This window comes from Novosphingobium sp. BL-S-24, from assembly GCF_055521575.1.
Genome location: NZ_CM145487.1, coordinates 449,955 through 470,693, shown reverse-complemented (window position 1 = coordinate 470,693; position 20,739 = coordinate 449,955). Strand labels below are relative to the sequence as shown.

Annotated in this window: 22 protein-coding genes and 2 pseudogenes; 19 read left to right on the top strand and 5 right to left on the bottom strand. The window is 61.8% G+C overall.

The window, feature by feature from the left end:
- The first annotated feature begins 3 nt into the window (after window positions 1-3).
- Entirely contained in the window at window positions 4-2,379 is a 2,376-nt protein-coding gene (locus ACZ1JM_RS02000; RefSeq protein WP_465132424.1) for a TonB-dependent receptor, read from the top strand.
- Window positions 2,380-2,551: 172 nt separating this feature from the next.
- Complete coding sequence (locus tag ACZ1JM_RS01995; RefSeq protein WP_465132423.1) at window positions 2,552-3,196, top strand: glutathione S-transferase family protein; 645 nt, start codon at window positions 2,552-2,554, stop codon at window positions 3,194-3,196.
- A 72-nt stretch (window positions 3,197-3,268) separates the two neighbouring features.
- Here ACZ1JM_RS01995 and ACZ1JM_RS01990 read toward each other — a convergent pair.
- Window positions 3,269-3,615: pseudogene (locus tag ACZ1JM_RS01990) on the bottom strand (nuclear transport factor 2 family protein).
- 546 nt (window positions 3,616-4,161) lie between these two features.
- On the opposite strand from ACZ1JM_RS01990, the gene ACZ1JM_RS01985 reads away from it, so the two are divergent.
- Entirely contained in the window at window positions 4,162-4,548 is a 387-nt protein-coding gene (locus ACZ1JM_RS01985) for a nitroreductase/quinone reductase family protein (protein ID WP_465132422.1), read from the top strand.
- Between the two features lie 12 nt (window positions 4,549-4,560).
- Here ACZ1JM_RS01985 and ACZ1JM_RS01980 read toward each other — a convergent pair whose 3' ends face one another.
- Both ACZ1JM_RS01980 and ACZ1JM_RS01975 read right to left on the bottom strand, forming a co-directional pair.
- The gene (locus ACZ1JM_RS01980; RefSeq protein WP_465132557.1) at window positions 4,561-4,980 is read right to left on the bottom strand and encodes a phosphotransferase; all 420 of its coding nucleotides are present in this window, start codon (window positions 4,978-4,980) and stop codon (window positions 4,561-4,563) included.
- The gene (locus ACZ1JM_RS01975; RefSeq protein ID WP_465132421.1) at window positions 4,916-5,584 is read right to left on the bottom strand and encodes a phosphotransferase family protein; all 669 of its coding nucleotides are present in this window, start codon (window positions 5,582-5,584) and stop codon (window positions 4,916-4,918) included. Before ACZ1JM_RS01975 ends, ACZ1JM_RS01980 begins: the two co-directional genes overlap by 65 nt.
- Before the next feature lie 151 nt (window positions 5,585-5,735).
- Between ACZ1JM_RS01975 and ACZ1JM_RS01970 the strand changes: the two are divergent.
- Together ACZ1JM_RS01970 and ACZ1JM_RS01965 are read left to right on the top strand one after the other, a co-directional pair.
- Window positions 5,736-6,146 (top strand): annotated as a pseudogene (locus ACZ1JM_RS01970) (DUF7065 domain-containing protein); the annotation flags it as partial.
- Between the two features lie 24 nt (window positions 6,147-6,170).
- Window positions 6,171-6,593: a DUF7064 domain-containing protein gene (locus ACZ1JM_RS01965; RefSeq protein WP_465132556.1), complete on the top strand. Its 423-nt coding sequence runs from the start codon at window positions 6,171-6,173 to the stop codon at window positions 6,591-6,593.
- A gap of 63 nt (window positions 6,594-6,656) precedes the next feature.
- Here the strand turns inward: ACZ1JM_RS01965 and ACZ1JM_RS01960 are convergent, their stop codons facing one another.
- On the bottom strand, window positions 6,657-7,643 hold the full coding sequence (locus ACZ1JM_RS01960; protein ID WP_465132420.1) for an alpha/beta hydrolase: 987 nt from the start codon (window positions 7,641-7,643) through the stop codon (window positions 6,657-6,659).
- Window positions 7,644-7,854: 211 nt separating this feature from the next.
- On the opposite strand from ACZ1JM_RS01960, the gene ACZ1JM_RS01955 reads away from it, so the two are divergent.
- The 9 genes from ACZ1JM_RS01955 (at window position 7,855) to ACZ1JM_RS01915 (ending at window position 14,978) form a co-directional block, all read left to right on the top strand.
- Window positions 7,855-8,151, top strand: coding sequence for an SDR family NAD(P)-dependent oxidoreductase (locus ACZ1JM_RS01955; RefSeq protein WP_465132419.1), 297 nt, complete (start codon window positions 7,855-7,857; stop codon window positions 8,149-8,151).
- A 23-nt stretch (window positions 8,152-8,174) separates the two neighbouring features.
- Entirely contained in the window at window positions 8,175-8,429 is a 255-nt protein-coding gene (locus ACZ1JM_RS01950; protein ID WP_465132418.1) for an SDR family NAD(P)-dependent oxidoreductase, read from the top strand.
- Entirely contained in the window at window positions 8,362-8,724 is a 363-nt protein-coding gene (locus tag ACZ1JM_RS01945; RefSeq protein ID WP_465132417.1) for a hypothetical protein, read from the top strand. The genes ACZ1JM_RS01950 and ACZ1JM_RS01945 overlap by 68 nt, the downstream gene beginning before the upstream one ends.
- Window positions 8,725-8,810: 86 nt before the next feature.
- Window positions 8,811-8,951 (top strand): hypothetical protein, encoded by a 141-nt coding sequence (locus ACZ1JM_RS01940; protein ID WP_465132416.1) that lies wholly within the window; start codon window positions 8,811-8,813, stop codon window positions 8,949-8,951.
- 169 nt (window positions 8,952-9,120) lie between these two features.
- Window positions 9,121-10,536 carry an acyl-CoA reductase gene (locus tag ACZ1JM_RS01935; RefSeq protein WP_465132415.1) on the top strand — a complete coding sequence of 472 codons (1,416 nt, stop codon included), beginning with the start codon at window positions 9,121-9,123 and terminating at the stop codon, window positions 10,534-10,536.
- A 201-nt stretch (window positions 10,537-10,737) separates the two neighbouring features.
- Window positions 10,738-11,796, top strand: coding sequence for an NAD(P)-dependent alcohol dehydrogenase (locus tag ACZ1JM_RS01930; protein ID WP_465132414.1), 1,059 nt, complete (start codon window positions 10,738-10,740; stop codon window positions 11,794-11,796).
- Between the two features lie 40 nt (window positions 11,797-11,836).
- The gene (locus ACZ1JM_RS01925; RefSeq protein ID WP_465132413.1) at window positions 11,837-12,385 is read left to right on the top strand and encodes a nuclear transport factor 2 family protein; all 549 of its coding nucleotides are present in this window, start codon (window positions 11,837-11,839) and stop codon (window positions 12,383-12,385) included.
- 190 nt (window positions 12,386-12,575) lie between these two features.
- Window positions 12,576-13,679 (top strand): epoxide hydrolase family protein, encoded by a 1,104-nt coding sequence (locus tag ACZ1JM_RS01920; RefSeq protein ID WP_465132412.1) that lies wholly within the window; start codon window positions 12,576-12,578, stop codon window positions 13,677-13,679.
- A gap of 135 nt (window positions 13,680-13,814) precedes the next feature.
- A complete protein-coding gene (locus tag ACZ1JM_RS01915) occupies window positions 13,815-14,978 on the top strand; it encodes an acyl-CoA dehydrogenase family protein (RefSeq protein WP_465132411.1) in 1,164 nt (387 codons plus the stop codon).
- Between the two features lie 19 nt (window positions 14,979-14,997).
- Here ACZ1JM_RS01915 and ACZ1JM_RS01910 read toward each other — a convergent pair whose 3' ends face one another.
- On the bottom strand, window positions 14,998-15,558 hold the full coding sequence (locus ACZ1JM_RS01910) for a nuclear transport factor 2 family protein (protein ID WP_465132410.1): 561 nt from the start codon (window positions 15,556-15,558) through the stop codon (window positions 14,998-15,000).
- A gap of 165 nt (window positions 15,559-15,723) precedes the next feature.
- Between ACZ1JM_RS01910 and ACZ1JM_RS01905 the strand changes: the two genes are divergently transcribed.
- The 5 genes from ACZ1JM_RS01905 (at window position 15,724) to ACZ1JM_RS01885 (ending at window position 20,712) form a co-directional block, all read left to right on the top strand.
- Window positions 15,724-16,428 (top strand): SDR family oxidoreductase, encoded by a 705-nt coding sequence (locus ACZ1JM_RS01905; RefSeq protein ID WP_465132409.1) that lies wholly within the window; start codon window positions 15,724-15,726, stop codon window positions 16,426-16,428.
- A gap of 5 nt (window positions 16,429-16,433) precedes the next feature.
- On the top strand, window positions 16,434-17,537 hold the full coding sequence (locus ACZ1JM_RS01900) for a helix-turn-helix transcriptional regulator (RefSeq protein WP_465132408.1): 1,104 nt from the start codon (window positions 16,434-16,436) through the stop codon (window positions 17,535-17,537).
- 162 nt (window positions 17,538-17,699) lie between these two features.
- Window positions 17,700-19,049, top strand: coding sequence for a hypothetical protein (locus ACZ1JM_RS01895; protein WP_465132407.1), 1,350 nt, complete (start codon window positions 17,700-17,702; stop codon window positions 19,047-19,049).
- Between the two features lie 53 nt (window positions 19,050-19,102).
- Window positions 19,103-19,903: an SDR family oxidoreductase gene (locus ACZ1JM_RS01890; RefSeq protein ID WP_465132406.1), complete on the top strand. Its 801-nt coding sequence runs from the start codon at window positions 19,103-19,105 to the stop codon at window positions 19,901-19,903.
- Window positions 19,900-20,712 (top strand): glutathione binding-like protein, encoded by an 813-nt coding sequence (locus ACZ1JM_RS01885; protein ID WP_465132405.1) that lies wholly within the window; start codon window positions 19,900-19,902, stop codon window positions 20,710-20,712. The genes ACZ1JM_RS01890 and ACZ1JM_RS01885 overlap by 4 nt, the downstream gene beginning before the upstream one ends.
- Window positions 20,713-20,739: the final 27 nt, after the last annotated feature.

Genomic DNA, 20,739 nt, shown 5'->3' with positions numbered 1-20,739 from the left:
CGCATGAACCGTTTCCATCTATTTTCCGGCGCCAGCGCCATCACATTGCTGGCCTGCGCATCTCCGGCCTTCGCGCAGCACGCCACCCCGGAGGACGATCAGGGGACGATTAACGACATCGTCGTGACCGCCCGCAAAACCAATGAAAATCTCCAATCCGTGCCGGTCGCCATCACCGCACTCAGCGGCGAAGCACTTCAGAGCAAGACCGTGCAGAGCGTTACAGATCTTCAGTTCAATGTGCCTGGTCTCGTCAACTTTCCTGAACCGCAGGGCGGCGCGCCGAGCTTCGCCATCCGCGGTACGCGTCAGCAGGGTATCACTGGATCGCAGGGCGGCGTCGCCGTCTATCTGGGCTATGTTCCGCTGATCTCCAGCGTGCCGATCAAGAACGCCAATTTCGACATGCAGTCGGTTCAGGTGCTTAAAGGCCCGCAAGGCACGCTGTTCGGCAAGAACACGACCGGCGGCGCAATCATTTTCCAGCCGAATGCGCCGAGCGAAGAGTTCGAAGGCATGGCGAGCCTTCAATATGGCAACTGGAACCGCATAGACTATACCGGCATGATCAACGTCCCGGTCGCCGATGGCATTGGTCTGCGTGTAGCAGGACGCGTCGTTGCGCGCGACGCCTGGGTGAAGAATATCGCCCCGGGCCAGCCCGATCTCAATAATGAAAACAATCAGTCGATTCGCGTGTCGCTGCGTTTGCAGCCCACCGACACACTGACCAACGACACAGTAGTCGACTATTATCACCAGAATGAACGCACGAACCAAGCGGGCATCCAAAGCGCCGTCCTGGGCTTGGACGGAAATCTGCACTTCGGCAACGGCGCGACCGTCAGCAATCCAGCCTATGCCGGTTTCGCCCCGTGCGATGTCCTATATTCCGACTGCTCTGCCCAGTTCGCTGAGCAGAATGCTATCGGATATAAGAAAATACGCCGTACCTTCCCCATTTATGTCAAGGGCGACTGGTGGGGCGTCTCCAACACGACCACGCTGGAACTTGGCGCGATCACATTGCGCAACATCTTCGGCTATCGCGACGATCATCTGAAGAACAGCGAAGATGACGATGGCACGACTAACCCCGCGCTCGACGGCTTCAACGAACTCAAGTCGCGGCAATATACGAACGAGCTGGACCTGATAGGCAAGCTGTTCGACGATCGCCTCGACTACACCCTCGGTCTCTATTATTCCGACTACAAGGCTGATCAGTTCCTGAACTACATTGCGATCGATGAATCCCCGACCCGCGACCCGTTCGGTATCCTACCGCCGGCCGGGGCGATCTCCCCGAATCTTACGAACAGCCTGTATGGGACCAAGAGCTACGCCGCTTTCGGGCAGGTCAACTATAAGATCGACGAAAAGCTGACGCTGACACTCGGCGCGCGGTACACACATGAAAAGCTGAATTATGCGTTGCAGCAATATTCGGGTACGCCGCTCACCTGTTCGACGCCGATCTATGCGCTGACTGACGGCAACGGCAATATTACGGAAGATTATGACGCTGCCCAGTGCCGCGTATTCCGCAAAACGACATTCAATAGCTTTATCTTCAACGGTAGCCTGAATTATAAGGTAGATCCGCGCACCCTGATCTATGTCAACGCGTCGAAGGGCTATCAGGCTGGCGGCTTCAACGCCCAGATCCGTGAGCCGGAATATCAGACCTTCGCGCCTGAAACTGTGATGAGCTTTGAAACGGGTGTGAAGAAGGACTGGTTCCTGGCCGGTGCGCCGGTGCGTACCAACTTGGCGCTCTTCTATTCCAAATATGACAATCAGCAGCGGTCGCTGAATGGGTCGTACAGCGACAACCGTGCGTGGGTCGCTGTCTTCAACGCCGCTTCGTCAACCGTCTGGGGCGGCGAGGTCGAGCTGAACATCAATCCGACCGATAATCTCCAGTTGTCGGGCTTCTACAGTTACGTCAATGCGAAGTACGACACGTTCAAACCGCCGGTGGTGGGCGGCAACGTGCCCAGCACGTCTGATCTGTCGGGCTTCCCCCTGACCTCGACGCCCAAGCACACGCTGAATGCGAGCGCGATATACACGATACCGGTCGGTTCGAACGACGGTGGTCTGCGGCTGACAGGATCTTATTATTATCGTTCGGGGGTGAACACTGACGACCTCTACTTCCTCGATGATACCACCAAGATTCCGAGCTACGGTCTGGTCAACGGCCGTATCGATTTGGTCAAGACGCTGCCGTTCGACATCGGTTTCTGGATGAACAACGTTCTCGACAAGAAATATGCGATCTTCAAGACGCAGCAGCTCGCCAACTACGGTAACGCACGTGTTGGATACGGCGAACCGCGCAGCTATGGCGTGCAGGCGACTTACCGCTGGTAATCAGCGGCATGCCATCGTGCATGTGAAAAGACCGTCGTCTCGCCTGTGCGAGGCGGCGGTCTTCGCACATATTCCCGTTGTCGTCGCGGGCAGGCGAGCTATCGCGGCATCCTGACGGAGTGGAATGTGGGCGGGGAACGCTCAGGATCTAGTCTGCCGGGAAAGAGAAATCATGAAGCTTTACGCTCTGACATTTTCGCCGTTCGCCGCGCGCGTGCGGCTCGCCCTGCGGATAAAGGGCATTTCCTACACTCAGGAAGCGCCGCCGGGCGGCGGCACCCGCTCGCCCGAATATCTCGCCATCAATCCGATCGGAAAGCTGCCCGTGCTGGTCACCGACGATGGTCTGGTGATCGCTGAATCGGAGACGATCATCGACTATCTGGACGATCTCATCCCAGTGCCTGCGCTGGTTCCCGTATCGGCCATGGCCCGGATGCGGATGCGTAACGCCATCCGCACGCAGGAACTTTATGTCGTGCCCGCGCTATTCCGACTGTTCCCAAATCTCGACCCAACATCGCGCGACGCGGCTGTCGTCGACGCAGAAATCGCCCGGCTGCGGGACGGCCTCGCCCTGATGCAGCATTTCGTTGACGATGGGCATTTCGCGGCTGGCGGCGCGCTGTCGAAGGCGGATTGTATCGTGCTGCCGACGCTTTTGCTGTGCGAAGTGATCCTGCCTATGGTCGGCGTGGCGGACCTCTGGGCCGATTTCCCTGTCTTGTCCGGCTATGCCGCCAAGGCGCGGCAGCATGCAGACATGGGCGCTATCTGGGACGAGATGGAAGCCGCGCTGGCGGCCCCGCGCGGCTGACCGCGCCGGTCCGTGCGATGCGCCATCATGGAGTGGGCCTGCGCGCTCCCGCAACCTGTAGTCTGGGAGACTTCAATCCCAACCCAGCGCATCGACGCGGATGCGTTTGAGTACCAAGGTCTGGATCTTCCAAGCGCCGTCGATCCGGCAATAAGTGTCGTGATAATGGCCGTAGCCGGGCAGCGAGCGGATGGGGACCGCCGAGCCAGGTGCCCAGAACAGCATATCCCCCATCGCCCAGATGCCCTGCGCGCTGTCGTCTGAGGTCAGGCTGATTTCCGGGCAATGCCCGTGATGGAAGCTGGTAACTTCCGCGCCAGCCCTGCGCGCGCCCACGCCACGGCGGCGTCGGCCCCGTGGATCAGGACGCCTTCGGGTATGTCGTCGCTGATGTCGAGGATGACATCGTTGGCAAACACCGCGCGATATCCGTCCCAGTCCGTCGTATCGACGCAGCGGAAATAGCGCCTTGAGCTGGCGGATCGGTTCCATCTCCCGAAGGATGTGGGCCGTGTCGGTCATGTCTGGCCTCCCACCGCCGCCGCGCTACCCATAATAACGATGTTGAATTGGATGCCCTGTTTGACATCCCAACTCGTCATTATTGCGGCCTCGTCATTTTGAAGGATGCGGACCGGCGCTCTATCACTGGCGAATAGATCCTGCCACTGCGCGCCGGCCAACATAAGCCGCCATTTGAAACAACCAACTGAAACCAAAGTGACGTTCCGGCAATATTGTCGCCAAGACTCAAATATTATGCCTACAATCATGCAGATGATATCGCCGCAGGTTATCGCTATGTGCGACCGGCCCGCTACCTAGACCCGCAAAGATCGCACTAGGCGAACAGGGAGCGGATGAATGTCGATTGTCTACGATGAGCAGATGCACGCCAGGTTGGTGCGATGGGCGACCGATCACCGCGCCATGTATATTGGATCGGGCGGCACGCGGGTCATATCATGGATGCGCGCTTTCTGGGCGGACATCGCTTCCAGCCGATGGTGCTGATCCGCTATGTCGGACGCAAGAGTGGCCGCACGATGATCACCCCGCTCGGCTACGCCAATCTGGACGGACAGGTGCTGATCGGCGGGTCAAAGGGCGGGGCGGAAGAACATCCCGCCTGGTACCTCAACATAAAGTCCGGCAGCCCGCTCGCCTTTCAGATCGCCACGCAGGCGTTCGACGCCAGCTGGCGCGAGCCGGAAGGGGCGGAGCTGGACCGGGCCTGGGTCGCGATGCAGGACCAAAATCCGCCTTTCCGCGAGTATCCCTCGGCCACCCGGCGAAAAATCCCGCTGATCCTGATGCAGGCGCTCGACGAGATTTCCGTTTTCATGGAATAGGCCGGCAATGCGTCACGATCCTTCCCCCAGCAGTTCCGCGATCCGGCGGATGGCTGGATTGCTGTCGATCGGCATGGCGATGCCGGCCGCCCCGAACAGCGAGAAGGCGCGTTGCACGATCCAGCCGAAGCGCCACGCGGCGAAGAATTCATACCATTCCATCGCCTGCGCCCTGCACCCCATTTCCTCTTCCCACAGCGCGATGGTCGCTGCCCGATCGCCCAGGCCCTTGGCTCGCTCCATACCTATGCCGACGCTAGTGGCGCGGTCGAAATACCGCCACCAGCCAAGGTCATATTCGCCCCCACCCAGTGATGCGGTCTCCCAGTCCAGCACGGCGACGCAGCGATTGTCACGGAACAGAAAGTTATTGAGCCTGGCATCGCCCCAGGAAACGCCGACCGGCGTGGGAGCAGGCCGGTGATCCTCCAGCCAGCGCCCGTCCCCGGTCGAGTATGTCGACGCCCGGCCGGCCGGCCCACGCCCGGAAACGGTCCCAGCGCGCCAGTTCCTGATCGATGCCGCACGGCCCCAGGCTTTTGTCGTCCAGAAAGGCGAAGGGAGTGGGATCGGTTCGGTGGACCCGCGCCAGCATGCGGATGCTGTCGCGCCACATCGCCTCGCGCGCGGCGGGACTCGCCTCCGCCAGTACGCCCTCGCGATGATATTCCTCCGGCGGAGCCTGCCCCTCGATCCGCTCCATAAGAAAGAAGGGGCTGCCCAGCACAGAGGGGTCGTCCTCGAACCAGAGCGTATGGGGCACTGGCACCTCGCCGATCCGCTTCAGCGCCTGCATGACACGATATTGTTTCCTAACCGCCGGATCCTCATAGACCTGCACTTGCGTCGCCTGGATAAGCAGCACCCATCGCGCCGCGCCGCCCGTGCCCAGCGTGGCGTCGACTAGATAGGTTTCACTGGAAAAGCCGCCGCTGGGAACGACGATGCCCGTGACGACGACAGTATCGGACAGGCGCAGTGCCAGCCACTGTTCCAGCGTACGCTCCAAAATGTCGAAATCGCGACGAACTACCATCACCCTGCATCCTCACATTTATGTTTTTCTGACCATTGCGTAACAAGGGAAAGGCCCTGTGACGATGCGTGATATTGCCGTATTCGATCCCGCTGACGATCGTCCGCACACACCAGGAGCTGACCCATCGTGGCAGTAGAGCGCTCTTTTCACCTGGCATGACCCGAAAGCAGGGCTGGGCGGCTTCTGGCGGCTGGGGCAGGAGCCGGTCGTGGGCGCGCTCAATTCCTGCTTCGGCGTCTTCACGGAGGATGGGACGCGGTTCCGCTCCAACGTCACGGGCGCGGCGATGGCTGCAGCCGACCGGGGGGAGGCGCATATGGGATGGGGGCCGCAGTTGCGCGTCAGCTTCGATGGTCATGCCGACATCGTTGCCGATTTCCCTGATTGCCAGGCGCGCCTGCGTTTCGACGATGATCATCCACGCTACGACTATATGCAGATGGTCGGGCAATCCACGGGCGAGAGTCATCATTTCGAAGTGGCAGGACGGATGACTGGGACGGTCTGGCTGGGTGATCGGGAGATCGCGATCGACGCAGTCGGCTATCGCGACCGATCCTGGAGCAATCGCGACTGGGGAGTCATCCTGGGCACGCGCTGGTGGCCCTGCGTGTTCGGGCCTGACTTGTCGTTGCACCTGCTGCACGCGGCGGTGGAGGGCGGCGTGATGTTCAAGGTCGGCTATCTATTGCGCGATGGCGATCCGATCCGGGTCACAGACAGCCGCATCCTGGTCCACCTTGAATCGGACGCGCTCAGTTACCGGACGGCCAGCGGTCATGTCGTGCTGGAAACCGGCGAGGAACTGACGCTCGACTTCGCCTATCGGGATGATATCGTCATGCACGTGCGCGGTTATAGCGCGGTGGAGGCGATCGGCACCGTGACGATGGGTGACCGGAAGGGCTTTTCCACGCTGGAGGTCAGTACCAATCCCGGCGGCGGGACCAAGCCGCCGGTGGTCGCGCTCTATGCCAATAATGTTGAAGGCATTAGTCGGCGGTAAGCTACGGGACGAAAACGGACCGAAGGGCTTCGGGTTCTCGTCGAAATCCGAAGCCCTTCGGTATCAGGCCAGCCGCAAGTGCTGGCGGATGAACCGAACCTGTTCCGCCAGATACTCGCCATCCTCCGGCGCTCCCATGAAACCGCCATGCGGCATCGCTTCCCAGACATGCAATTCGGCCGCCACACCGGCGCGCAGCATAGCGCGATGCAGCAGGACCGTATTGGACAGGAACAGGTCGCGCGTGCCGGACAGGAGGATGGTGGGTGGAAAGCCCTCGAAGCTTCCGAACACGGGAGACACATAGGGGTCGCGCAGATCGTGGCCATTGGCATAGAGCGCGATGGTGGTGGTAAGCCGATGTCGCAGTACGACGTCAATCGTGTCGTTCGTTTCGAACGTATCGCCGCTTTCGGTCAGATCAGCCTCTGGCGTCACAAGGATGCATGCGCCGGGCATCGGCACGCCCATGTCTCGTGCCTTGAGAAGCAGGGCGGCGGCCAGCCCACCCCCTGCCGACATACCCGCGACGGCGATGTCGCCTGGCGCATGGCGGTCGAGCAGCCAGCGATAGGCTTCCAGCGCATCGTCTAGCCCGACTGGAAAGGGATGCTCGGGCGGCATACGATAATCCACCGAAAAGGTGCGTAAACCCGTCTCGGCCGCGAGGGGTATCGCCATGTTCGCCGCCGCGAGGCCTGCCCCATAGATATATGCGCCGCCGTGCAGAAAAAGGATTACCTTGTTCCGTTCGGCATCATTCAGCTTGTCGGGTGTTAGTTCATAGAGCGGAGCCGCAAGATGTCGATGCGTGTCCACGCACGCGGCGGATAGCACTACGCCTTTAGCGATAAACTCGTCTACCACTGCGTTCGACAGCGTAATGTGCGCACGCCAGGCGTCGACATCGTTCGGGTCGGTCGGAGCCTCCTGCATCGGCGAACGCGGTATGGAAAGAAAAGCCTGCGCTTCTGGGCTGATCGTGGACGGCGGCGGAATCCGGCGGGCAGGCACCAGCAAGCCCTGGTCTTCCTCATCCATGGTCATCATTTTTCTCTCCACCAGCTTTTTCTAGCTTCGATCACATGCCGGATGATCATAGCAGCGCGCAAGTCCCGGACTAATTTAGGTCCGCACACGGAAGGCGCTTCTATGATCGTCCCCCTAATTCAGTCAGGAGGATGACACATGGCGGAGCGGATTGACCTGAGCGGACAGGTGGCAATCATCACAGGCGCAGCTGGCGGACTGGGCAAGGTCTATGCTCTGCTCCTGGCGGAACGTGGCGCGGGTTGTCGTCAACGATCTGGGCGGCGTCTCGCTGGCGCAGGCCGTGGTGGAGGGAATTTACGCCAAAGGAGGTCGCGCCGTCGCCATTGGCGACAACGTAGCGACCAAGGGCGGGGGCGAGGCGATAACTCAGGCGGCGCTCGACCATTTCGGTCGCGTCGATATCGTCATCAACAATGCCGGCAACCAGCGCAACGCGCTGATCGAAGATTTGACCGAGGACGATATTGAATCGATGCTTGCCGTCCACCTCAAGGGCGCCCTCTAAGTCACCCAGCCGCTTGTCGCCTGATGAAGCAGCAGGGTCATGGACGGATCATCTTTGCCTCCTCGCAATCGGGCGTAATCGGCAATCTCTATCGGGCCAATTACGGCGCGTCGAAGACAGGCGTGATTGGCTTGATGCGCGTGCTGGTGCAGGAAGCGCCCGACAGCATCTGTATCCACGCGATCATGCCGAACGCCACCGGCGCGCCGCATGGGCGCGCTGACAGGCGAGCGGGTAGACGCCGACTTCATGGCCGCCGCTATGGCCCGAGGCAATAAATATGGCGACCAGATGGCGCCGGAATATACCGCAGCGCTGATTGCCTCGCTTTTCAGCCCGCAATGCAGTGTGACCGGAGAAACCCACTCTATCCTGCGCGGCAATTACAGCCGGGTATTCAGCGGCCTGAGCGAAGGCTGGAGCGGTATGCTTCGCGTCTGTCCCTCGCCTGACGAGATTGCCGCGAATCTGCCCGCCATGTTCGAACCGCGCCATTGGGACGAGCCCGCCACCGGCCTTGACGAGATAGACCGGGCTACCGTCCGCTTTGACCGCCGCTATGAGGGCAGCTGACCGGGCGGGGTACACCTACCACCTCACCAAATGGCAATTTACTTCGCCGCGCCTCCGCATGAACCTGTGCAGCAAGGAGAGCGAGAATGAACGTCAGTCCCCTGCCGGCGCAGACGTCGTTCGGCTGCGTCGTGTCGGGCTTCGGCGCGGCGGACATTGCCGACGGCGCGGTGCGTGACACTATGCGGCTTCCGTGGATCTTGAACGCGAGGCATTTCTCATGCTGAGGGACGGGCCGCCCGGCATGATCCGCCATGGGGAACACACGCCCGTCGCGGACGATCGCGCTCCGGGACGTGTCAGCGCAATATCAACACTTAAAGCGGCTTGGGCAAGGAAGACAGGATTGCCTGCTCGGGTACGATCGAATCCCAGTATCCGAGGAGCAACTATCTGATGACCGTCGAGAACAACAAGGGTTTCGCATCCGACCAGCCGCTTCAGGTCGTCCAGCACATCGTCAAGGGCGAGCTGGTCAAGGGCACGGACGAGGTCTTTTCTGGACGACCGCCCTTCGCCACGCCGAAGATCGACATCGGCAGCCTGGTCTGGTCGCGCATGGAGCCATGCCCGGCCGCCGATGTTCCGGTGGCGGAGATCATCGACATTCTCGACCGCACGGGAGAGGCGTTGCGCGCCGACGTCGATGGTCATGTCGCCAAGGCGCTCGATCGGATGAGCCGCACTTGCACGCTAGAGCGGCGGATCGTCGAAAATCTTTATGACGACCTGCCCGGCATGTTCTCCGACCGGGCGGGCATCGCCTATATGCTCAAGCGCGAGCTGGGGTCGTTGGAGATACTCGACGGCTGGCAGCGCGAAGTGCTGACCAACGGCAAGATGATCAAGGTGCGTGCCTTCCCACCGCGCATCCTGCATGTGCTGGCCGGCAACGTGCCGATGGTGGCCGCTGGTGCGATCATCAAGGGCGCGCTGACCAAGGGCGTGCACCTGCTCAAGATGCCGACCAACGACCTGCACACCGCGCCCGCGATCCTGCGGACCATGGCGCGCATCGTACCAGGCCACCCGATCCTCAAATCTTTCACTGCCGTCTATTGGCGCGGTGGCGACGAGCGAGTCGAAGGTGCGATCTGCCGCCCGCAATATTTCGACAAGATCGCTGCCTGGGGCGGCGAACGCGCGATCACCGGCATCAAGAAATATGCCGGGCCGGGGCTGGAGCTCATTACCTTCGATCCCAAGACGTCCATTTCGCTGGTCGGCAAGGAAGTGTTCGCCTCCCAGGCGAACATTGAGGAGGCGGCCGAACTGGCGGCGATCGACGTCGCCAATTTCGACCAGAGCGCCTGCGTCTGCTCGCGCTTCATCTTCATCGAAGGCAGCGTCCAGGATGTCGACCGTTTCTGCGCCACGTTGCACGGGAACATGATCAAAGAAAGGCGCTATACTGCCGCCGCCTGTTTCCCGGTGTCGACCGACCTGCGCGAAGAGATAGAGGCCTTCTCGATGCTGGAGCCTGACTATCGCGTATGGGGCAGGTATGACGGATCGGGCATCGTTGTGCGCTCTGACGAGCCGGTCGAATTCCACCCGGAAGGCAAGATCGTCAACGTGGTTCGCGTGGAGAAGCTGGCGGACGCGGTGCGCCATGCCTCTGTTGCCACCTCAACTGCAGGCATCTACCCCTTCGCCCGCAAGGCCGAACTGCGGGACACGTTGGCCAATGCCGGCGCCCAGCGGATCGTCAACCTCGGCATGGCGATGTCGTTCGGATCGGGCGCGCCACATGACGGCTTCTACTCCATGCAGCGCTACATGAAGTGGATCAGCGACGAGGGCGAACCCTGATCGCGCGGGCTACTCATCATCAGAAGGGATGTCGGCATCCCGGAAAAGGCAGTAAGATGGCCGCAATCATAAAGCGGAGGATTGCGGCATCTCTCCAATGGCGTGAAATCTACGCCAATTATATTCAGACCGAGGACTTTTAGCCTGCGGCCGAGCTAGCCTTTCGGTCGCTCACTCGCCCTTTTTATGGAGATCGCACCGATGACGAACGCTATCGCCTTTGCCGCGCATTCACCTGAGCATTTCGCGCCTTTCCATTTTGACCGGCGTACGATCGGCGAGAAGGATGTGCGCATCGACATCCTCTATTGCGGCGTTTGCCATTCCGACGTGCATTTCGCCCGCAACGATTGGCATAACGACATTTATCCGTGCGTGCCGGGCCATGAGATCGTGGGGCGTGTCAGCGCCGCAGGAGCGGGCGTCAGCCGCTTTGCCGTCGGTGATCTGGTCGGCGTCGGCTGCATCGTCGATAGCTGCCGCGAGTGCGCGTCCTGCCATGAGAATTTGGAGCAATATTGCGACCTGGGCATGGTCGGCACATATGGCAGCAAGGACGCCGAAGGAAAGCCGACCTATGGCGGCTATTCTGACCATATCGTGGTCGATGAAAATTACGTGCTGCGCATGACCCACGACGAATCGCAACTGGCTGCGGCCGCGCCGCTTTTGTGCGCGGGCATCACCCTCTATTCGCCGCTGCGCCACTGGCAGGCTGGACCGGGCAAGACAGTAGGCATCGTGGGGATTGGCGGACTGGGGCATGTCGGTGTGAAACTGGCCCATGCGATGGGCGCGCATACCGTGGCCTTCACCAGGTCGCCTGACAAGGCGGCCGAGGCGCACGCGCTCGGCGCAGACGAGGTGCTCATCTCCAGCGACCCGGACGTGATGAAGGGCAACGTCGGGCGCTTCGACCTGATCCTCAATACTGTGTCGGCCGCGCAGGACTTGGTGGCCTATACCAATCTGCTCAAGCGTGATGGCGCGCTCGTCATGCTGGGGGCCGGTACGGAACAGCATCACTATCCTGCCTCCATGCAGTTGGCGATGCGTCGCCGCACGCTAGCGGGGTCGATCATTGGGGGTATTGCGGAAACGCAGGAAATGCTCGATTTTTGTGCGAAGCACGGCATTGTCGCGGATATCGAGATGATCGATATGGGTGCGGTCGAGGACGCCTATGAAAGAATCTTGGCGAGCCAAGTCAAATATCGTTTCGTGATCGATATGGCGACTTTGCCCGCGGCGGTTGGTTAGGCGATCTAACCGGCGAGCAATATCATTCCGGGAGAGAAAGATGAACGAACAGGCCAGCTTAAGGTGGGTGAAGGACCGCATCGAAATCTATGATTGCCTCATCCGCTACTGCCGCGGCATGGATCGTTTCGACCGTGATCTGCTAAGTTCGGCCTATCATGCCGATGCCTTGGATGATCATGGCGAATATGTCGGCGGGGCTGAAGGCTTCATCGATTATTATTTTGCCTATCACGCAAAATATCAGCACCGCACCATGCATACGCTGGGCAATCACAGTTGCGAAATTGAAGGCGACACAGCCCATTGCGAAACCTATTATACCTTCACCTCGGTCAACAGGGACAAGCCAGTCCATAGCCGCACGACCGGGCGCTATATCGATCGGCTGGAACGGCGTGACGACAAATGGGCGATCGCCGCGCGCATCTGCGTGATCCATGGCCTGAACGATGCGATCGATCCGGACGGGGCACTGGGCGACATGGATTTCATACCTTCTACACGAGACAAGTCAGACCCGTCCTACATGCGGCCGCTGACGATCGATCCGGCTCGTGTCAACAATCGCGCGGCGCATCTGGCTTAGGAGCCCCCCCCTCTGCCCGCACCGCGATGGGGGAGAGGGATTTGGACGAATGTCATCCTTATCGGGGAGAAGGCTGGCGCTATCACCCGATATCAACGACCGTGAGTATGGCCGGCTGACGCCGGATTTTCATCGGAAGCAAATCCCTATAGCAGGCGCAGCTGAAGAGAATCGACAGCAGGAGCCCCGCATGTCCGTGACACCCTTTCGTATCGACGTGCCCCAACCGGTACTTGACCGGATTGCCAGGCGCGTGGCCGACAGCCGTATCGGCTACGCGCCTGTCGAAGGCGCGCCTTGGGACTATGGCATGGACCCGGCATATCTTGCCGAACTGGTCGCCTATTGGCGCGACAGCTATGACTGGCGCGCGCAGGAGGTCGCACTCAACCGCTGGCCGCAATTCATCGCCGATATTGACGGCGTGCCCATCCATTTCTACCATATTCATGGCGACGGATCGCGGCCAGTTCCGATCCTGCTCACACATGGCTGGCCCGGTTCGGTGGTGGAGTTTCAGGCCGCGATCCCGCTGCTGCTCGCCGCGGGCTTCACGCTCGTCATTCCCTCGCTGCCCGGCTACGGCTGGTCGGGGCGCCCGACAAAGCCAATCGGGCCGGCCACGGTCGCAGCGATGTGGCGCAAGCTGATGGTCGAGGCGCTGGGCTATCCGCGCTTCTACGCACAAGGCGGCGACTGGGGATCGGCGGTCACGCGTGAGTTGGGCGCGGGCCATGCCGATGTCGTTGCCGCGATCCACCTCAATTTCTTCTTCGGGCCGCCGCCTGGGTCCAGCGACGATCCGGAACTGGCCGAGTATTGGGCGGGCGTCGGCCAAGCGACGGCGGGCGAAAGCGCCTATCAGCATGAACAGGCGACAAAGCCAACGACCATCGGCCTGGCTCTGCACGACAATCCGGTTGGCTGGGCCGCTTGGGTGGTGGAGAAGTTCCGCGGCTGGGGCGACACCGGGGGCGACGTGGAAAGCCGTTTCAGCAAGGATCAACTGCTTACCAACCTCATGACCTATCTGGTCACGGACAATGTGATGTCGTCGCTTTGGATGTATTATGGCGTGACCCGCGATCCGGGAAATCCGGGGCCGGTGAAGGTGCCGACTGCGCTCGCACATTTCCCCCGCGAATTCTATCCTATGCCAAGCCGCCGTCTGGCCGAACAGGCCTTTAATGTCGTTCGCTGGAGCAAGATGGAGGCGGGCGGGCATTTCGCAGCGATGGAAGAACCACACGCCTTCGCCGCCGACGTGATCGCTTTCTTCTCCAGCCTCGACTGAAGCGCTCGGCGCACGCGCTGTTTCAGCATGTGCGTGATAACGCTGAGCCCGCCGTTGCGGTGGACCGGACACGACCTTACCCATAGATCTCAAGCGGGGCGGGAATCGCGTCGGCGTGGCGGTAGGAGAGCAAACGTGATCGAGAGCATATCGCCCGAATTGTGGGAAGAAACCCGATCGCTCCGCCCGATTGTCGAGGCGGCTAGGGACGAAGCTGACACGCTTCGCCGCCTTCCCGATACGGTCGCTCGCGCCTTTGTCGAGCGTGACATTTACCGCATATTGCTGCCGCAAGACATGGGCGGCAGAGGCCTGTCGCCGCTCTGCCTGTTCGACTTGATTGAAGAAGTATCGACCTATGACGGGTCGGTCGGGTGGAATTACGCCATTGGCACAAATGGCGGATCTTTGGCCGGCGTCATGGATCAGGACTTTGCCCGCGAGCTGTTCGCCGACGCGGAGGTCGCGACTGCTGGCTCCGGCCCGCCGCAGGGCCGAGCAGTCGCGACAGAGGGCGGTTATCGGGTCAGTGGCACCTTCGGATGGGCCAGCGGCGTCCATCAGGCCAAATGGGTCATGGGCGGATGCTTCGTGTTCGACGGGGCGGAAATGCGCAAAGGGGCGACCGGCATCCCGGTGGTGCGCCATGTGCTTGTCCCCGTGTCGGACATCACCATCCTGGACAGTTGGAAGACCGGTGGGATGCGAGGAACGGGCAGCACCGAATTCACGGTGGACGACGTGTTCGTGCCTGAACAACGGGCCTTCGCCATGTTCGGATCGGTGCCCCAGCACGACTCACCGATCTATCGCCTGCCGACCAGCTATTTCGGTTTTGGTCTGACCGCCGTACCGCTCGGCATTGCGCGCGCGACTATCGGGGCGCTGCGAGACATGGCCGCTAAAAAGACGCCGCCGCCGCCGCGACAAGGCCTCGCCCACCAACCCTTCGCGCAATATGTGGTGGCGAAGGCCGACGCGATGGTAGAGGGCGCGCGGCTGGGCGTGCGCGACGCCTTTGACCGGATGTGGCGCGAAATAAAGGAAACTGGCGAGACCAGCATGGAGGCGCGCGCGCGTATGCGCCGGTCGAGTGTCCATGCGGTGGAGACCAGCGTCGAGGCGGTCCAGCTATGCTATCGCGCGGCGGGCGGCACGGCGCTGTTCAGCGACCAACCTTTCGAACGCGCTCTGCGCGACGTCAATGCGGTGGCCGGCCATATTGTGTTCCAGCGCGCGATGATGGAGGATGCCGGCCGCGTCGCCATGGGCCTGCCGCCATTGCTGCCGATGTTCTGAAAAAACGCGCCGCGCGGACTCAGCGCGGCGCTAAAAAGCTGTTGGAATGGTCGCGTCCGAAACGGTCGCCCATTTCCGACGGCTTGCCAAACATGCCCGTCTCCCAGTCAGACGCCTTATCGTCCACGCGGAACCAGTCGATCAGCACATGGCGATGTGCGATCCGCCACTGCCCCACGCGCAGTTCCATATGGTCGAGATAGCGCCCGGCGGCATGGACATCCTGCTGCTCGCCCTGTCGCTCCTCCTGATGCACGGCCCAGAAATAGCTTTCGCTTGTTGCCCGCGCACCATCGATGCGGATCAGGATATTGGTTAGTTGATGCTGGGTGACGCGCATGTTTTCCAGAAGGGGGATGACCCGTTCGATGAAATAATGGGCGTTGAGCGGCGGCTTGCCCGGCACGGCATGGCTGTCGAGCGCATCGGGCCAGAACGCGCTTCGCAACAGATCGGCGTCGCATCGATCGATACCCCGGCAATAGCGATACAGACAATCGCGGATCGCCTCACGATCGGCTAATTCCTCCAGAAAGCGTGTCCGATCCGGCATGGCCAGAAAGGGGTCGGGGGTGGTCATATCCTCTGCCATGTGGCGAGGGTTGGTCAGGAGAGACGAGCCCGGCAAGCGCGCAATACCTTCCCGTCGTACGTCTTCGCCAATGATCACCTATTTGATGAAGCGGCCCTCTCCCTCCGATGCCCTGCCGTGCTAACCATTGGCGATAAGAGGAGTTCGGAGTTTATGAGTGACAGGAAATCGGCAGTCATCGTCGGCGCCACGGGAACCGTCGGGAGCGGCATCGTGCGTGTCCTCTCGGCGGCGGGATGGCAGGTCGTGGCGGTCGCCCGCGACTCTGCGAAGCTTGCCGCTCTGGCGAAGGCGGTGCCGGGCATCGCAACGGTCGCCGGCTCGGTGGACGGGGACGCAGCGGCCGGCGATCTGGCGGCGAAGGTCCGCGCCGCAGCGCCCGATATTGATGCCGTCGTCACCTCGATCAACATCCCGCTTTTCACCACCCAGTTGCTCGATTGCCCGGCGGACAAACTCATCGAGATATTCCAGGGCAATCTGATCTCGCATCATTGTGCCGCCCGGGCGCTCATCCCCCTGTTGGCGCCGGGCGCGCGCTATATCGGCATCGGTGGCGGCATGGCCGACTTCACCTTCGCGGGCGTGGGACCAGTGTCGCTATGCCAGGCAGCGCAGCGCAACATGTTCCGCTTTTTCGCGATGGAAACGCAGGAGCAGGATCTTTCAGTCGTCGAGCTGATGCTGTTCTCGCATATCGTTGATCCGGCCGACGAGGACAGCGCCAATCCGCGCGAAATCAGGGCGGACGAGGTAGGCGACCATGTCCGCGCCATTCTCGACCGGCCAGAAGATTTTCCCGGCCCGATCCTGGCACTCAAGTCGCGCAAGCAGGTCGGCCAGCCCGAGCGACAGTAGCCGCGATGCCCGCCGTACTGGACGCCCTGACTATAGAACGGATTTATGCCGGGGCGCTGGCCGATGCACCCTGGCAAGATGCCGTCGATATGCTGTGTGATGCGCTTGGCGCGGTGATCGTCGCGCTCGCCTTCCGCACCGTTCGCGAGGGGCTGCCTTCCGTCGGCGTGCAGGCCTTTCGCGGTAATGGCCGCCGCATGTGGGACGGTTTTTTCGAACAATATAGCAAGGTCGAGACCTTTCCCTACGACCGGATGGAAGCAGGGGTCATCTATCCGCTGAACCAGTTTGCGGGGCAGGATGCGACGGAGCTGGAACGGCTGCGCACGGATTTGCAGAAGCCGCTGGGCGGGGGTGAGACCTACGCGTTGGCGTTATGCGATCGCGGTCAACCCGTCGCCTATCTGATCTGGGTCACGCCGGCGGATCAACCACTGACGCCCGAGCAGGCGCATTGGGTCGAAGCGGTGGCCGGGCCGCTGGCACGCGCCGTCGGCGGCTATCACCGCATGCGGGTTGCCGAACTGTCCGGGCGGCTGACCGGCGACGCGCTAGGCCGACTGGAGGTTGGCGTGGTTGCGATCGATGCGGAAGGGCGCATCCTCTTCAATAACGCGATTGCCCGCGACCTGATCGCGCAATGCGCCGATATGGGCATGCATAGCGGGCGGTTGGTGATGACCCGAGCCGACCTTGCGGCCCGGCTGGAAGCGAGCCGCGCTGTCCCGCAGGCGGCACAGGTTGCAGGGCGCGGGGAGGTGAGGATCGGCCTGATGATGGTGCCGGTGGCCGATGGACGCGACGAACTTGGCCCCGGTTCGCGGCCGGAACGCGCCATCTACCTGCACGATATTGCACGCTCCGCGCCCGTGCCGGAACGACTGATCGCTGAATTGTTCGGCCTGTCGCGGGCCGAATCGCGGCTGGCCGCGCTGCTCTGCATGGGACGGACCCTGCGCGAAGCGGCGAAGGAAATGCACATCACCGAAAACAGCGCGCGTACCTATTCTAAACTTGCCTTTTCGAAGCTGGGCGTATCGCGCCAGGCCGAGTTGGTGCGGCGGGTGCTGAGCAGCGTGGCGATCTTCGGCAATATCGGCGCGAACTGACGGATCGACATCGAACCGATCCCCATTTGGTAAGTGCGGGCGCCGGGCGAACATGGTCTGTGATAACAGATCGCACAAAGACGACGATCCGACAAAGACGAGACGGAGGGATGCACCATGGCAACGCTCGCCGAAATTAATGACAGAAGCACGGCTTTATCGATGCCGAGGCGCAACTATCTGCTCGACGCTGTGGAGCGCATCGGTCTGATCGAGGCGTTCACGATGGAGTCTGAGGAATTAGAGACTCTGCAATTGCGCGCCGCGCAGGAAATCTTCGCCACCCGACGCGGCCAGATCGCCGTGCTGGACAGACGCGCGCGCGAAACCGGGATCGACGAAATCCGCACAATCGACGACATCGTGCCGCTGCTGTTTTCCCATACGACGTATAAAAGCTATCCCATGTCGTTCGTTACCGAAGGCCGTTGGGACCGGCTGCTGCGCTGGTTCGGCACTCTGGTGGCGACTCCGGTGGACAATGTCGATCTGACCGGCGTGGAGGATTTCGACAGCTTCATCGCCGCGCTTTGGGCGGCGGGCCATTGCGCGGTCGTCACCAACGGCACGACCGGCAAGGTATCGCTGCTCAACCGTACTGTGGGCGACAATGACCGCTATCGCGCGCTGGTTGCCAAGACGATGGCCTGGCCGACCCCCGCCAAGCCGGAGAAAGCTCATCATGTGTTCAAGTTCATGCCGAACGGCGGCCCCTACCTTATGATGATCGCCAGCGCGGCGCAGGAATATTGGTTCGCGCGGCCCGACTCTATCCATCCGCTGTCGGACCAGCCCCTTGAAGTCGGCAGCGTCGTGCGGATGGCGCAGATGCGTATGGGCATAGCCGATGGCAGCGCCACGCCCGACGAGATAGTCGCGTTCGAGGACCAGATGAAGGAAAAGGCTGCGCGTACCATCGCCCGCGCCGCCGAGATGACCGACATGCTGATCGACCTGCGGCGCGAACCGATGATTATCGGTGGCCCCTGGTTGCAGATGTGGAACGTGTTACTGCGCGCCCGTGAGCGCGGGGTGGGCGACGGTGAATTTCATCCCGACACCATATTGGTGTGCGGCGGCGGCACGAAGAATGCGCCGATCCCACCGGATTATCGCGAACAGATCCTCGCTTTTCTGGGGCCCGTGCGTACCAATCAGGGCTACGGCATGTCGGAAATGTCCTGGCATTTCCCCATGTGCGAGGCCGGTAATTATCACGTCAATCCGTGGACGATCCCGATGCTGCTCGATGCGGAGGGGGAAAAACTGCTTCCGCGCACGGGCGTCCAGACCGGTCGCTTCGCCTTTCTCGACATGGGTTTTGAAGGGCGCTGGGGTGGACTCATCACTGGTGACCGGGTGACGATGGATTATAGCCAGACGTGCGGCTGCGGCCGGAAAGGCGCGGTGGTGTATCCCGACATCAGCCGCTTCGCCGCGCTGGGCGAAGAGGATAAGATCGGCTGCGCGGGCACGATCGACGGCTATATTCGCGGCGCGCTGGCGCAATGAGCGGGACCGTCGATACCCTTCATCTTTACCGTTCCCCCCGCACAGGCTGATCCATGCCCGATGTCAGCCGCGCGCATGGCGCATTTCTCGACACCCTCTTCTCGCTCAGGGGGCAGGTCGCACTCATTACCGGCGCGGGGCGCGGGCTGGGTCTGGAAATGGCGCGCGCGCTGGCGGCGGCGGGCGCGACGGTGCTGCTGGGCGGCCGCGATGTGGCACGGCTGGAACCGGCTATTCGGCGGATCGTGAAGGAGGGGGGCACGGCCTTTCCGTTCGCGTTCGACATGGACGACGCAGGCGCCACGGAGGCGGCCATCGACGCAATCCTGTCGACGCACGGTCGATTTGACATATTGATCGCTAATGCTGGCGTGCGCGATCGCACTGGCTTTGCGGGTCTCAGCCGCGCCAGTTTCACGGCGCTGCTGGGCACCAATCTGGTCGCGACGGGTGATCTGTGCCACCGCGCCGCGCAGGCGATGGCTGCTGGCCGGCGCGGTGGACGGGTCGTCGTCATCGGTTCCATGATCTCCTCGATGTCAAATGCAGGAGATCCGGCGTATCTCGCGGCCAAGGCCGGCCTCACAGGCTTGGTCCGCGCGCTGGCCGCCGAACATGGACCGCAGGGGATCACCGTGAACGAGATCGCGCCAGGCTCCTTCGCAACCGAATATAATGCGGCGCTCGCCGCCAATCCGCAGGCGAATGCCATGGTGCAGGCGCGCACGCTGCTCGAACGCTGGGGCAAGCCGGAGGAGATCGCCGCCGCAGCGCTGTTCCTCGCCTCGCCCGGCGCTGCTTATGTGACCGGGCACCGCCTGCTAGTCGATGGAGGCATGTCAGTAAAAGCATGAAGGCTACGCTCAATTATATACCCCCCGCGCAGGCGCGCGATCTTCCCGGCCTTCGCCTGGTGCTAAACGCTGGCGTGCCCGGCCCCTGGAGTGAGGCAGCTAAGGCGCTGTTCCATGTCAAGGGCATCGATTTCGTGCCGGTCCCACACCTGGGAGGCATGCCGAACGATGATCTTGTCGCTTGGACTGGCATAGCGAACGCCCCGGTCGCGATGCTGGATAACGAACGGCCCCGCTCGCACTGGAGCGAGATATTGATGTTGGTCGAGCGGCTTGCGCCAGAACCGCGCCTGCTGCCAAAGGATCAGGCGCTGCGAGTGCAGGTGCTGGGGCTGTCGCATGAGATTTGCGGGGAGGACGGCCTCGGCTGGAATCGTCGGTTGCAACTGTTTGAACAGTCAGAGGCGAGCGCGCGGCGCAAGGCAGCGGAAAAGGATCCTGCCGCGCTGGATCGGCCCAACGTGCCGATCGCCCGGATGCGCTTTCGCTATTCTCCCAACACCGACCTGGCGGCGGCCGAAAGCCGCACACTGGCGGTTTTGGCGCATCTCGACGCTGCGCTTAAGGCGAACCGTGCGGCAGGGTCCGACTGGTTCGTCGGCGACACGATAACGGCCGCAGACATCTACTGGACGGCCTTTTCCAACATGTTCGCGCCGATCCCGCATGAGCGGTGTCCGATGCCGTCCTATTATCGCGATAGCGCGGTGGTCCAATCGGCCGCCGTCGCTCGGGCCATCACGCCCGCGCTGCTCGATCACCGCGACAAGGTGGCGGCCATCTGTTTTGAAAACCCCATGCGGTTTTGAACGCCCCGGCAACACCCGGCCAAGGGA

Bases quoted from the DNA above. Each gene is read 5' to 3' on its own strand.
- ACZ1JM_RS01955 (WP_465132419.1), top strand. From the start codon at position 7,855: ATGCTCTGCTCCTGGCGGAACGTGGCGCGGGTTGTCGTCAACGATCTG.
- ACZ1JM_RS01925 (WP_465132413.1), top strand. From the start codon at position 11,837: ATGAACGAACAGGCCAGCTTAAGGTGGGTGAAGGACCGCATCGAAATC.
- ACZ1JM_RS01935 (WP_465132415.1), top strand. From the start codon at position 9,121: ATGACCGTCGAGAACAACAAGGGTTTCGCATCCGACCAGCCGCTTCAG.
- ACZ1JM_RS01900 (WP_465132408.1), top strand. From the start codon at position 16,434: ATGCCCGCCGTACTGGACGCCCTGACTATAGAACGGATTTATGCCGGG.
- ACZ1JM_RS01930 (WP_465132414.1), top strand. From the start codon at position 10,738: ATGACGAACGCTATCGCCTTTGCCGCGCATTCACCTGAGCATTTCGCG.
- ACZ1JM_RS01910 (WP_465132410.1), bottom strand. From the start codon at position 15,558: ATGACCACCCCCGACCCCTTTCTGGCCATGCCGGATCGGACACGCTTT.
- ACZ1JM_RS01895 (WP_465132407.1), top strand. From the start codon at position 17,700: ATGCCGAGGCGCAACTATCTGCTCGACGCTGTGGAGCGCATCGGTCTG.
- ACZ1JM_RS01905 (WP_465132409.1), top strand. From the start codon at position 15,724: ATGAGTGACAGGAAATCGGCAGTCATCGTCGGCGCCACGGGAACCGTC.
- ACZ1JM_RS01890 (WP_465132406.1), top strand. From the start codon at position 19,103: ATGCCCGATGTCAGCCGCGCGCATGGCGCATTTCTCGACACCCTCTTC.
- ACZ1JM_RS01940 (WP_465132416.1), top strand. From the start codon at position 8,811: ATGAACGTCAGTCCCCTGCCGGCGCAGACGTCGTTCGGCTGCGTCGTG.
- ACZ1JM_RS01960 (WP_465132420.1), bottom strand. From the start codon at position 7,643: ATGATGACCATGGATGAGGAAGACCAGGGCTTGCTGGTGCCTGCCCGC.
- ACZ1JM_RS01995 (WP_465132423.1), top strand. From the start codon at position 2,552: ATGAAGCTTTACGCTCTGACATTTTCGCCGTTCGCCGCGCGCGTGCGG.
- ACZ1JM_RS01985 (WP_465132422.1), top strand. From the start codon at position 4,162: ATGGATGCGCGCTTTCTGGGCGGACATCGCTTCCAGCCGATGGTGCTG.
- ACZ1JM_RS02000 (WP_465132424.1), top strand. From the start codon at position 4: ATGAACCGTTTCCATCTATTTTCCGGCGCCAGCGCCATCACATTGCTG.
- ACZ1JM_RS01950 (WP_465132418.1), top strand. From the start codon at position 8,175: ATGAAGCAGCAGGGTCATGGACGGATCATCTTTGCCTCCTCGCAATCG.
- ACZ1JM_RS01945 (WP_465132417.1), top strand. From the start codon at position 8,362: ATGGGCGCGCTGACAGGCGAGCGGGTAGACGCCGACTTCATGGCCGCC.
- ACZ1JM_RS01885 (WP_465132405.1), top strand. From the start codon at position 19,900: ATGAAGGCTACGCTCAATTATATACCCCCCGCGCAGGCGCGCGATCTT.
- ACZ1JM_RS01975 (WP_465132421.1), bottom strand. From the start codon at position 5,584: ATGGTAGTTCGTCGCGATTTCGACATTTTGGAGCGTACGCTGGAACAG.
- ACZ1JM_RS01920 (WP_465132412.1), top strand. From the start codon at position 12,576: ATGTCCGTGACACCCTTTCGTATCGACGTGCCCCAACCGGTACTTGAC.